10 protein-coding genes are annotated in these 10,617 nt (G+C 63.7%); 5 read left to right on the top strand and 5 right to left on the bottom strand.

What is annotated here, in order from left to right; translation table 11 throughout:
- Positions 1-725: MATE family efflux transporter (locus tag Q0L57_RS15630; protein WP_296744043.1), on the top strand; the 725-nt coding region annotated here is incomplete at its 5' end.
- A 19-nt stretch (positions 726-744) separates the two neighbouring features.
- Here the strand turns inward: Q0L57_RS15630 and Q0L57_RS15625 are convergent.
- Positions 745-1,953, bottom strand: coding sequence for an MFS transporter (locus tag Q0L57_RS15625; RefSeq protein WP_296744041.1), 1,209 nt, complete (start codon positions 1,951-1,953; stop codon positions 745-747).
- 139 nt (positions 1,954-2,092) lie between these two features.
- Here Q0L57_RS15625 and Q0L57_RS15620 point away from each other — a divergent pair, with 139 nt between their 5' ends.
- Positions 2,093-2,668 (top strand): TMEM175 family protein, encoded by a 576-nt coding sequence (locus Q0L57_RS15620; RefSeq protein ID WP_296744039.1) that lies wholly within the window; start codon positions 2,093-2,095, stop codon positions 2,666-2,668.
- A 65-nt stretch (positions 2,669-2,733) separates the two neighbouring features.
- On the opposite strand, the gene Q0L57_RS15615 is transcribed toward Q0L57_RS15620, so the two are convergent.
- Positions 2,734-3,015, bottom strand: coding sequence for a hypothetical protein (locus Q0L57_RS15615; protein WP_296744038.1), 282 nt, complete (start codon positions 3,013-3,015; stop codon positions 2,734-2,736).
- Positions 3,016-3,134: 119 nt separating this feature from the next.
- Here Q0L57_RS15615 and Q0L57_RS15610 point away from each other — a divergent pair, with 119 nt between their 5' ends.
- Complete coding sequence (locus Q0L57_RS15610) at positions 3,135-4,001, top strand: SDR family NAD(P)-dependent oxidoreductase (protein ID WP_296744036.1); 867 nt, start codon at positions 3,135-3,137, stop codon at positions 3,999-4,001.
- A 239-nt stretch (positions 4,002-4,240) separates the two neighbouring features.
- Here the strand turns inward: Q0L57_RS15610 and Q0L57_RS15605 are convergent, their stop codons facing one another.
- Both Q0L57_RS15605 and Q0L57_RS15600 read right to left on the bottom strand, forming a co-directional pair.
- On the bottom strand, positions 4,241-4,882 hold the full coding sequence (locus Q0L57_RS15605) for a DapH/DapD/GlmU-related protein (protein WP_296744035.1): 642 nt from the start codon (positions 4,880-4,882) through the stop codon (positions 4,241-4,243).
- 75 nt (positions 4,883-4,957) lie between these two features.
- Complete coding sequence (locus Q0L57_RS15600) at positions 4,958-5,383, bottom strand: CreA family protein (protein WP_296744046.1); 426 nt, start codon at positions 5,381-5,383, stop codon at positions 4,958-4,960.
- A 291-nt stretch (positions 5,384-5,674) separates the two neighbouring features.
- On the opposite strand from Q0L57_RS15600, the gene Q0L57_RS15595 reads away from it, so the two are divergent.
- Both Q0L57_RS15595 and Q0L57_RS15590 read left to right on the top strand, forming a co-directional pair.
- Positions 5,675-6,280, top strand: coding sequence for an SCO family protein (locus Q0L57_RS15595; RefSeq protein WP_296744033.1), 606 nt, complete (start codon positions 5,675-5,677; stop codon positions 6,278-6,280).
- Between the two features lie 58 nt (positions 6,281-6,338).
- Entirely contained in the window at positions 6,339-7,211 is an 873-nt protein-coding gene (locus Q0L57_RS15590) for a 50S ribosomal protein L11 methyltransferase (RefSeq protein WP_296744032.1), read from the top strand.
- Positions 7,212-7,258: 47 nt separating this feature from the next.
- Here Q0L57_RS15590 and Q0L57_RS15585 read toward each other — a convergent pair whose 3' ends face one another.
- Positions 7,259-10,414, bottom strand: a complete 3,156-nt coding sequence (locus tag Q0L57_RS15585; protein WP_296744030.1) for an autotransporter domain-containing protein — start codon at positions 10,412-10,414, stop codon at positions 7,259-7,261.
- Between the last annotated feature and the right edge of the window lie 203 nt (positions 10,415-10,617).

Genomic DNA, 10,617 nt, shown 5'->3' with positions numbered 1-10,617 from the left:
GCATCGTCGTCTTCAAGGGCATTCCGATGGGCCTGCAGATGATCGTCATCTCGGCGGCGGCGCTGACGGTGATGGGGATCGTCAATTCCTACGGCTCGCAGGTCGCCGCCGCCTACGGCATCGCCGCGCAACTCTGGACCTACATCCAGATGCCGGCGCTCGCGATCGGCGCCGCGGTTTCCTCGATGGCGGCACAGAATGTCGGCGCCGGGCGCTGGGACCGTATTGGCAAAGTCGCGGCGTCGGGCGTCGGCTTCAACCTGGTGCTGACCGGCTCGCTGGTGGCGCTGCTGTTCTTCTTCGACCGCGCGGTGCTCAGCCTTTTCCTGAGCGGCGACAGCACGGCGATAGATATCGCCGCCCACATCAACAAGGTGGCGTCCTGGTCCTTTATCCTGTTCGGCATCACCATCGTGCTGTTCGCGACGGTCCGCGCCACCGGCGCCGTCATGCCGCCGCTGATCATCCTGATCATCTCGGTGCTGATCATACGCACCGGCTTTGCCTATTCCATGCGAAGCGTCATCGGCCAGGAGGCGTTGTGGTGGAGCTTCCCGGCCGGATCGATCGCTTCGCTGGTCCTTGCCGCCGGCTACTACCGTTTCGGCCGCTGGCGGACCATGCATATGATCGAGGATCGCCCTGCCATGGGTCTGCCGCCAGACACCGGCCTCGGCGTGCCGCGCCAGCGGGCGAACCTTTCGCCAGAAACACCCAGCGGCTGAAGCGTCCCGCTGGCCGGGATCACCTCGCGTTACGCGAGCCAAACCATAGCGCGACCAGCGAGAAGACCGTGATCATGCCGGCGAAGGCGAGGCTTGCCGCCGTCGCGCCTGCCCGGTCCGACAGCACCCCGATGCCGATCACCGGCAGCGCGTTGCCGCAGAAGCAGCAGATGAAGAAGGCCGACACGACTTCGGCGCGCCGGTCTGCCGGCGCGATCTGGTTCACTACCTGCAGGCCACCGCGATAGCCGAGCGCTGCCGCGACGCCGCAGAGCGCGGTAGCTGCAATCATCGTCGCCATCGAGGCAAACACCTGCGCCGCGACGATGAGCACCACGGTTGGGATCATCAAAGTCAGCGCCGAAAGCATCGTGAAGCGGCTCGACAGGCGCGCGGTCGCCAGGATCGTCGCGGCCGCCACGATCGAGAGTTCGAAGAACAGCCCGCCGGCTTCGGCATGGTTGGTGACATGCAGTTGCTGCGCCAGCACGCTGGGTGCCAGCGCGGCGTAGAAGCCGACCAGCGCCATCGCGCCGAAGCCTGTCACCGCCGGCGCCACGAACCGCGCGCGGATGCTGACCGGAACCGAAAGCCGTGGCCGCATCGTGACATCGGACAACCGTCCCGGCCGCGCCACGGTTTCGCGCGTGCGCCAGATCAGCAAGGTGACCACCACCAGCAGGATGAGATAGACAGCGAATGTCAGCCTGAGCGGCCAGGGCGCGTATTCGGCAAGCAACCCCGACATCAGGGCGCCGGAGCCGAGGCCGATGAAGTTGGTGCTGGTGGCGATGACGGCGGCTCGTGATTTGTCCTCGTCTTCGATCAATTCGGCGAGCCAGGCCGTGCCGGTCCCCGCGCCTACCCCGACACCGAGGCCGGCGAGGATGCGGGCGAAATCGAGCCAGGCCAGGTTTTCGGCAAACAGGAAAGACAGCGCGCTGACCACCGCGACGGCCATCGCCGCCATTGCGGCGGGACGGCGGCCGATGACATCCGACAGCCGCCCGAAAACCAGCAGCGCGCCCAGGTTGCCTACCACGTAGACGGCATAGATCAGCGTCGCGGTGATCTGCGATAAGCCGAAGACCTGCCTGTAGATGACGTAGAGCGGCGTCAGCACCGTGCTTCCGGCGAACAGCACGGCAATCATGGCCGCCACCGCGGTCATCGCTGCGCCACCGGTGAGTTCATCGTCGCGTGGGATGGTTTGGGTATCGTCGGTCATGCCGGCCTCCGACTGGTTGCAGCCCCAACGGCCATGTAATGACGGCCGTTCCACATGCCGAACCCGCTCCTGACAATTCTGGCAGTATGGTGTTGGGCGAAATCCTCCCGTAACGTCTGCTGGCCGCAGGGGAGGAACCATGGGCAAGGGACGGGTCGAGGCATTCACCGATGGCGTCGTCGCCATCATCATCACCATCATGGTGCTGGACCTGAAAGTTCCGCATGGCGAGGATTTCGCAGCGCTATTGCCGCAGTGGCCGATCTTCTTCTGCTACGTGCTCTCCTTCATCAATGTCGGCATCTATTGGAACAATCTGCACAACATGTTCCACACCGTGCAGCGCGTCGACGGCCGCGTGTTGTGGGCCAACCTCAACCTTCTGTTCTGGCTGTCGCTGATGCCGGTGACCACTGCCTTCATGGGCGAAAACGAGTTCGCCCCGGCGCCGGTTGCCGTCTACGGCATCGACCTGGCGCTCTGCGCCGTGGCCTACACCATTCTGGTCATGAAGCTGCGCCATCTGCACGGCGACGACACGACCTTTGCCAAGGCGGTCGGGCACGACAAAAAGGGCAAGATTTCCTTGGCGCTCTACATCGTCGCCGTCCTGCTGAGCTTCCTCAACCAGTGGATCAGCGTGGCGATCTATGTGTTCGTGGCGGCCATCTGGTTCGCACCCGACAAGCGATTCGAGAGGCTGGTCGAAAAATAGAGCGGTTCGAGGAAAGGCATTAAACGGCTTGCCGTCCGCGATGCGTGAAAACAAGGAGCTGGAGTCTACTTCCGCATCGCCTTCAGCTTCTCGGCTACGGAAGCGGCAAGGTCCGCATAACGCTCCTCGAGCCGCTCGGCCGCCTTGATGACGGGAAAGTCGTGGCCGAACTTTTCCAGCGCCTGGCGCAACTTCTCGGCGAAATCCGCCTGTTTCTCCAACTCTGAAAAAAGCGTCTTTACCTGCACCTCGCTGATATCTGGGTTGGCCAGCATCTTCGGCACCTCCCGGCCCATCTGGTCGCCGGTGATGGTCTGCTCCTTCAGGATCCCGATCCAGTCGGTCAATCGCCAAACCTCCGTTTTGGATAGCATGCGCGGCGCAAGCTACGCCGGTCAACCCTGGCAGGCTTGCCTCGGTTCCACCCGGCGCTAAGTTCGGCTCATCTCGAACAAGGACAGGGACGATGACAAGCGACACCGAAATCCAGACTGCCCTGCCCGCTTTCGCCGCCGGCAACGTCGCCGTCATCACCGGCGGCGCCAGCGGCATCGGCCTTGCCGCCGCGAAGCGATTTGCGGCCATGGGCATGAGGACCGTGCTTGCCGACATCGGCGGCGTGCGGCTCGACCAGGCCAGGCAGGCGGTTGCAGTCATCGCTGGCGATGACGCGGTCCTGCCTGTCCCCACCGACGTATCCAAGGCTGATGAAGTCGACAGGCTGGCGGAACTCACTTACGGCGCTTTCGGCGACGTCTCGGTGCTGATGAACAATGCCGGCGTCGGCAACAACCCGGGCAAGCCGTGGGAAAACCGCGATGCCTGGAAGCGGCTTCTGGACATCAATTTCTGGGGCGTGGTGCACGGCGTCGAGGCTTTCGCGCCGCGCATGCTGGCCGCTGGCAAACCCGGCCTGATCATCAACACCGGCTCCAAGCAAGGCATCACCACGCCGCCTGGCAATCTCGCCTACAACGTATCGAAGGCCGGCGTGAAGACCTTCACGGAAGGACTGGCGCACGCGCTGCGCAACGAGCCCGGATCGACGGTCTCCGCGCATCTGCTCATTCCCGGCTTCACGTTCACCGGCCTGACCGTGGGCGCGTCGCAAAAGCCCGCGGGCGCCTGGACAGGCGAGCAAGTGGTGGACTTCATGCTGGCATCGCTCATGCAGGACGATTTCTACATCCTGTGCCCCGACAACGAGGTCGCGCGGCCTGTCGACGAAAAGCGCATGGCCTGGGCGATCGGCGATATCGTCGAGAACCGCCCCGCCCTCTCGCGCTGGCATCCGGACCACAAGGACGCATTCGCCGCCTACATGAACTGCTAAGAGCCTGACGCGGCGGCTGCAATTCGATACACGCGAAAGAGGCAGGCGCGCGAGAAGACACCTTATCCGTTTGTTGTGATAGTGACGGTGCAGGTCAAAAAGCCTGTTTCTTCCGCTTCACGGCGGTTTACCTCAAGCCCCTTCCGCTGCGCCACCCCCGCATAGTGGAGGGGGCATTTCCGACGAACCGAGGCTGCCCTTGGGAACAGCCGCTTTGTCGAGTGCATACGAGGGGTAGTTCAGCCGGCGTTCTCTTCCCATCGATCAAGGAATGCCTCGATCGGCAAGGACTGCATGTCCGGGATTGCCTGGGCGAGTCTTTCCGGTGCCCAGTCCCACCAGGCGAGGTTCTCGATACGCGCCGCTGTGTCGGCGGAGAACCGCTGCCGCAGCGGTTTGGCCGGAACGCCGGCGACGATGGCGTAAGGCGGCACGTCGTGCGTAACGACCGCGTTGGCGCCGATGACGGCCCCGTTGCCGATCGTGACGCCCGGCATGATGACGGCGCCATGGCCGATCCAGACGTCGTGGCCGACGGTGACCGCCTGTGCCTGACGGCGCTCGCGGAATGCCGCATCGACGCCCAGCCAGCGGAAATACTCGTTGGGCCGATAGCTGACCTTGTGCTGGGTAAGCCGCTCGATCGGATGCTCGAGCGCATTGATACGGCTGTTGGCGGCGATCGAGCAGAACTTGCCGATCGTCGTGTAGATGGCTTCCGAGTGGCGCTCGAAATAGGAAAAGTCGCCGACCGTCACCTCGCGAAGGATCACCCGCTCGCCGATCGAGGCGTAGCGGCCGAGCTTGCATGCCTTGAGCTCCGCGGTCGGATGGATGCGCGGCTCGGGATCTTTCAGGACGAGGTTTTCAGGACGGTCCATGGCGCGGCTTTACGCCTGGGCGACCGGTCCCGCAAGCCGGGACCAACCGCCCGTCGGCCAGTCCCAGGCGTGCTGTTACGGCTTGCCCTTCGTCCAGACCACGTTCTGGCCGTAAAGCGGCACGGTCGACACCGACATCTTCGCCGAGCCGTTCTGCACCTGGCGCGAATGCGACAGATAGATCAGTGTCTCGTTCTTCTTGTCGTAGATGCGGTTCACCACCTGCTTCTTCCAGATCAGGCTGAGGCCTTGCTTGAACACCTCCTCGCCGCCCTCGCTCATGTCGATATCGCCGATGGTGATCGGCCCGGTCTGGCGGCAGGAGACCGAGGAATCGGATGGATCCTCGAACCAGTTGCCCTTGTGCAGCCGGTCGATGACGCTACGATCGAAATAGGCGACATGGCAGGTGATGCCGTCCACTTTCGGATCCTTGATGGCGTCGACCATGATGTCGTTGCCGACCCAGTCGACACCGACCTTTCCGACCTCGTCCGCCATGGCCGAGCCGGTGCTGAAGACAACGCATGCGGCAAAGGCGCCGCAGATCAGTTTTCGCAAGGAAGCCTCCTCGGTTCGCAAATTGCCGATCTCAGGTGGGACAAGACCGTGGCATTTGCAAGCCGGTCGCTCGCTTCCTGACGCCATCGATGCGCCGAAGGCCGCTTGCGGCAACGCGACATCTTTGCGTTGCGCATCCAAAGCATTACGTTACCGGCAATAGAATGCGATCGGCATTTCGCATCCGGCACCTTGCTTCACCATTGCCGCCAACCGCGACAAGACCACGACATGTACAGCGACGCCTCTCCGACCATGCGCTTCATCCTGATCGGCATCCTCATTGCGATGGCCGTCGGGATCGGTGGAATGACCATCTGGTCATACCGCTCGCACCACAGCGGCGAGCCCTATGGCGGCTCCTTCACGCTTGTCGACGAGAAGGGCGCCCCGATAACCGAAGCAGCGATGAGAGGTCGTCCGAGTGTCGTCTTCTTCGGTTTCACGCATTGCCCCGAAGTTTGCCCGACCACGCTGTTCGAGCTGGCTGGCTGGCTGAAGACGATGGGCGATAGCGGCAAGAACCTCAACGCCTACTTCGTCACCGTGGATCCGGAACGCGACACGCCCCAGATCATGAATTCCTACGTCAGCAATTTCTCCGACCGTATCACCGGCATCACCGGCGATCCGGACAAGGTGCACGCCATGGCCAAGGCCTTCGGCATCTACTGGAAGAAGGTCGACACCGGCGACGGCGATTACACGATGGACCACACAGCCTCCGTGCTGTTGCTCAACGCCAAGGGCGAGTTCGCCGGAACGATCGCCTATGGCGAGAGCGCCGACACCGCCATCGCCAAGCTGAAGCGGCTTGCGGCGGGCGGCGAGGCATGATCCCGAGAAGTGGGAACCGGCTCTCGGAAATGATCATGCTTGAACAAGAGTCGCCCTGATGGGACAGACCAGGCTCCATTTCATCGCTGGCAAGATCGAAGCCGACCGCATCTTCGCGGCGCTCGACGCCGCATTCGAGGACGACGGCCTGCCGCTGGCCGTGCTCGAAGTCGACGAGGACAAGGATATCCACGAAGTCTCGCTTTACGCCGACGCGGACGTCGATGGCGTCGAGGATCGGGTCAGGGACATCCTCACCGGCCTCGGTCTGCCGAAACCGGTCGAGCGCGAGGTACTCCCTGATGTCGATTGGGTATCCCGCTCGCTGGAAGGGCTGAAGCCGGTGCGCGCCGGCCGCTTTTTCGTCCACGGCGCGCATGACCGGGCAAAGCGCCACAGCGGCGATCTAGCCATTGAGATCGAGGCCGGCCTCGCCTTCGGCACGGGTCATCACGGCACCACGGCCGGCTGCCTCGAAATGCTGGAGAAGGTCGTGCTGCGCGAGCACCCTCGCAATGCGCTCGACCTCGGCACCGGCAGCGCCGTGCTGGCGATCGCGGTGGCGAAGCTTGCGCATATCCCGGTGCTGGCGACCGATATCGACGCGGTAGCGGTTCGCGTCGCAGCGGCCAATGCGAGGCTCAACCATGTGAAGGCGCTGGTCGAGACCGTGACGGCGCCCGGCTTTCATCACCCGATCTTCGCCAGGCGCGCCCCCTTCGACCTGATCGTCGCCAACATCCTGGCGCGGCCGCTGATGCGGCTGGCGCCAGAGATGGCCAAGCACATCAAGCTTGGCGGCTCGCTGGTGCTTTCAGGCATCCTCGACCGGCAGCGCGACGCCGTGGTCTCGGCCTATGTCGGCCAGAGCTTCCGCCACGTCCTTACCTCGCACCGCGAAGGCTGGGTGACCATTCACCTCAAGCGCTAAGCATGTCACCCGCGGCTTGACCGGCATTCCGCCGGCCTTCCCTGTCCTCAGAACTTCACGCCAAAATTGGCCTTGAAGCCATTGTCAAACGCGTCCGGACCGAACTGTCCGGCGTAGGACAGGCCGAGCGTGGCGTTGGCCGCGAGCTGAATGTCGAAGCCCGCTTCCACCAGCATCGCGTCCCTGGCGATAGGCACACCGGCGACGGCGAAGCTGTCGCTTCCGGCGAAAGCGAAAGTCGAGAGCGGTGTCACATCGCCATAGGCATGGCGCCAGCCGAACATGCCGCGCGCAGTGGCCGACATCCCGCCAAGCGTCACATCGGTGGACGCCCTGACGCCAAGCGTCGTGAAGGTCGCATCGGTCGTCGAGCTACCGCCGGTCAGCGCGGCCGCGCCACCCGTCTCGGTGAATCCATCCGTGTGCAGGTTGACATAGGCGAGATTGGCGAAGGGCTCGAAGGCAAACTGCCCGGCATCGGTCTTGTAGGCCAGCTCGCCGAAGGCCTGCGCGGTGGCGGCGTCATAATTCGCCGACGACTGGTCCGCGAAGCCCTGGAAGCCGACCGAGCGCGACGTCGAGATCCGCTGCCAAGTGTAGGCGGCGCCGGTGCGGAACGCGAGGGCGCCCCAATTGGTCCCGCCATAGACGCCCAGATGGTAGTTGTCGCTGTCGCCGGAGGAACGGCGGTCATCGACATCGAAGCTGGTCCGGCTGTAGCCGCCGACCAAGCCGAGGCGCCAATCGCCCGCCATGCCGTCCGCGCCCATCAGCAGCCCGCCGGTCGAGCGGTGGAGAGACGCGGCATTGCCGTCGCCATCCATGCCACCCCAGGCGCCAAAACCCTGCCCCCAGAAGGCGAAGCGCTCGCTTTCGGCTGGCACGATCTCCGGACCGTCTTCGCCATAAGCCATGACCGGCAGCGCCGTGGCGCCGTCGCCGAAAGCCGCGCGCAGGCGCACCGTCACAGCATCCTGCAGGAAGTGGCTGTCCTGTAGGAGCGCTCCCTTTGCCGACGCATGAACCTCCCCGGAGAGCTGGTCGAAGGCGTTCTGCGCCGCGGCATCGCTGGGCAGCGCGAGCACCGCCCCCAACAAGGCGCCGCTGCTCAAACTGTCCAGCGCCGCGCCCGTAGCGGTCTGATTTGGTGTCGAGCCGGCGGATTTGAGGGTCTTGCTCTTGGTGATGTCCACGTAGACGTGGCTCGGATCGTAGTTGATGGCCGCGTCGAGGAAATTCGAGACGTGGGGACTGGAGTTGAGCGTGAACTCTCCGCTGACACTGCCACCCGCCGCAAGAACGGTGTAGTGGCCTGGCACATAGGCGCCGGAATTCGTCACCGTCAGCCCCGCGCCGTTGGCAATGGTTGCGTCGCCCGACGCGTCGATCAAATCCGAAAGGCCGGCGGAACCGACCTCCACCGCATAGGTCGAACCTGCCTGGAAATTGGCGTTGCTCTTGACGGTCAAGGTCCCGATCGCGTTGTTGCCGGCTGCGACCGTGCCGGCTGTATCGAGCGACTTGATCGTGCCCGCGCCGCCGAGCGTGGCGCCACTGTCGACCGTGACGGCCGAACCCTCGAGCGAACCGCTGACGAGCAGCGTTCCGGCCTTGACCTCGGTGGCGCCGGACAGCGAGCTCACACCCGAAAGCTCGAAGGTTCCACTGCCCGTCTTCACCAGACCGCCCGTTCCCGTCAGGCCGCCGGAAAACACGGTCGATTTGCCGTTGCCGCCGGTCGTCAGCGTGGCCGTCCCGTTGTCGACCGTGCCGGCGCCGGCGAGCGAACCGATCGTCTGGTTGAAATTGTTCAGCGAAAGGGTTGCGCCGCTTTCCACCGTATAGGCGCTGTTCGGGCTGAAGATGTTGGCGGCGCCCGCCTTCAGCGTGCCCTCAGCGACGTCGGTGGCGGTCGTATAATTGTTGCCGCCCGATGTGCCGTCGATCGTCAATGTTCCAGACCCCTTCTTGGTGAAGGTGCTTCTTGTCGAGTCGATATCCGCCATCGTGCCGCTGATGGTCATATCATAGGCTTGGGTGTCGATGGCGCCGCCAGCGGCGCCGAACTGCAGGAATGTGTTTGGCAGCGCCAGATTGTCCGCGCCTGCCTGCAGCGTGCCGCCGTCGAGCGTGATGGCGCCCGTGCCCAGCGCATGGCTCGCCGTGACCTGCAGCGTTCCCTGCTTGATCAGCGCGCCGGAGCCGAAATTGTTGCCGTTGTTGGTCAGCACGAGCGTGCCCGCGCCGGTCTTTATGATCATCGAGGGATCGCTGAAGTCCGAGATCTGGCCGGCATAGGTGCCCGTTCCCGAATCGACATTCATGGTCTGGCTGACGTCGATGGTCAGGTTGTTGTTGATCGTGATGCCGTCCTGGATGTCGATCACGGTCCCGTTGAACGCGGAGAACCAACCCGTACCCAGCGCATCGTTGTTGCCGAGGCTGAGCGTGCCTGCGTAAAGGTTCGTCCCACCCGTGTAATTGCTCGCGCCGGTAAGCGTCAGCTTTCCCGTGCCAACCTTGGTGATCGACAACGTGCCGGTCTGTTCCTGGATCTGGCCGTTGAGCGTCGTGCTGGTGTTGAGGCCGCCGATCTGGAAGTTGCCGCTCGAGCCGTTGGGATCTCCATAATAGGAAAGAACGCCCGATCCTTCGACCGACCCCAATTCCAGTGTTCCAGACCCACCGAGAGAGACGGAGCCGCCGTTGAGAATGAACTTCGCGTTCGCTCCGGAAGCTGGCGACGCGTCGGAGGAATAGAAGGCCACTCCGCCGTAGGCATTGACCGTGTAAACGACGTTGCTGCCGGCATCGGCGTTCCGGATATTGATATAGCTGGTCCCGCTCCAGGAGCCTGCAACCGTGAAGTTCTGGGTCACGCCGGACGTGTTGTTCACGCCACCATTGATGTTGAGGTAGGCCCCGTTGGAAACGTTGATCGTATAGGCGCTGGCCGGGTCGTTGAACGTCACGGTGCCGGTCGTCACGTAGCCGCCCGGGTTGGGCGTATCCAGATTGACGGTCGTCGTGCTCGCGCCCGCTCCGAACACCACCGGCGCGCTACCCGAATTCGGCACGCTGCCGCCGACCCAGTTGCTCCCGTCCGTGTATTCGGAACTCGTTTGGCCCGTCCATTGTTGGGCCGACGCGGAAATCGCCGACAGGGTAAGACCTGCCAGGGCGGAGCCCGCAAGCAAGCTCATTCGCCGGACTGATGCGCCCGACAAAGGGCCTCGCGTTCGTGCAGCACAGGTAAGCCCACGCTTGTTCAAGCCCGTCGAAATGTCCATGTCCCGCCCCATGCCCCGTTGCCCATCATGCGGGCCTGTCTCAATGTCGCTTGAAGATTGCCGGACGACGTGTAGCCGGTCCGGTCGTTTTGTTCTTATCGGAAGATTTGGTCAGG

The organism is Mesorhizobium sp. (genome assembly GCF_024509055.1).
In the GTDB taxonomy this organism is placed as follows: domain Bacteria; phylum Pseudomonadota; class Alphaproteobacteria; order Rhizobiales; family Rhizobiaceae; genus Mesorhizobium.
This window is presented reverse-complemented; position numbering and strand designations above follow the sequence as displayed.

What these genes read in the sequence shown, in the direction of transcription:
- Q0L57_RS15625 (WP_296744041.1), bottom strand. Translation starts at nt 1,953, where the DNA reads ATGACCGACGATACCCAAACCATCCCACGCGACGATGAACTCACCGGT.
- Q0L57_RS15620 (WP_296744039.1), top strand. Translation starts at nt 2,093, where the DNA reads ATGGGCAAGGGACGGGTCGAGGCATTCACCGATGGCGTCGTCGCCATC.
- Q0L57_RS15610 (WP_296744036.1), top strand. Translation starts at nt 3,135, where the DNA reads ATGACAAGCGACACCGAAATCCAGACTGCCCTGCCCGCTTTCGCCGCC.
- Q0L57_RS15605 (WP_296744035.1), bottom strand. Translation starts at nt 4,882, where the DNA reads ATGGACCGTCCTGAAAACCTCGTCCTGAAAGATCCCGAGCCGCGCATC.
- Q0L57_RS15600 (WP_296744046.1), bottom strand. Translation starts at nt 5,383, where the DNA reads ATGGCGGACGAGGTCGGAAAGGTCGGTGTCGACTGGGTCGGCAACGAC.
- Q0L57_RS15595 (WP_296744033.1), top strand. Translation starts at nt 5,675, where the DNA reads ATGTACAGCGACGCCTCTCCGACCATGCGCTTCATCCTGATCGGCATC.
- Q0L57_RS15590 (WP_296744032.1), top strand. Translation starts at nt 6,339, where the DNA reads ATGGGACAGACCAGGCTCCATTTCATCGCTGGCAAGATCGAAGCCGAC.
- Q0L57_RS15585 (WP_296744030.1), bottom strand. Translation starts at nt 10,414, where the DNA reads ATGAGCTTGCTTGCGGGCTCCGCCCTGGCAGGTCTTACCCTGTCGGCG.